This window comes from Stenotrophomonas sp. P5_A8, from assembly GCF_056400545.1.
Map to the genome: position 1 here is coordinate 1 of NZ_JBFULB010000644.1, position 657 is coordinate 657.

1 protein-coding gene is annotated in these 657 nt (G+C 59.0%); it reads left to right on the plus strand.

Annotation, left to right across the window (positions count from 1 at the left end):
* Positions 1-60 precede the first annotated feature (60 nt).
* Positions 61-657, plus strand: a 597-nt coding sequence (locus tag AC1DQP_RS21245) for an RHS repeat-associated core domain-containing protein (protein WP_478052526.1), incomplete at its 3' end; no start/stop codon positions are given.

Genomic DNA, 657 nt, shown 5'->3' on the forward strand with positions numbered 1-657 from the left:
GGTTCTTCGAGTGGGCTATGGCCTCTGGTCACTACCCGCGKGGCGACGACCGTCACCGGCCTGACCTATGACGAGCAGGGCAATCTGCGTAACAAGAATGGGCGTGTGCATGAGTTCGACTTTGGCAACCGCCTGCGTGCCATTCAGGGCTTAGAGGCATACCAGTACGACGCAGCCGGACGACGCACTGTCGCCTCCGATCTAAATGGAGAACGAGCCCGCTCGTTCTACGGCCAAGGAGGAGATCTGTTTTTCGAGCAGCGCCGAGGCGTGGGCTCTACCGAATACGTCCGGCTAGGTTCGCGCACGCTGGCTTTGCGCAAGAACGGCACAGTTAGCTATCAGCACCTGGACTCGTTGGGGAGCCTGGTTGCAGCCACCAACGCTGCTAGCGTGATTGTTGAGCGCACCCAATACGAGCCCTACGGCGCGCCGATCGGAGAGGCGGTCGATGGTATGGGCTACACCGGGCATGTCTCTGATGCTGTAACCGGCCTCATATACATGCAGCAGCGCTATTACGATCCGCAGATCGGAAGATTCTTAAGCGCCGACCCGGTGACCGTTTCGGCAGACCCGATGGGCATGTTCAACCGTTACAAGTATGCGGCCAATAATCCGTATGGCTACCGGGATCCTGATGGACGGCAAGAATGC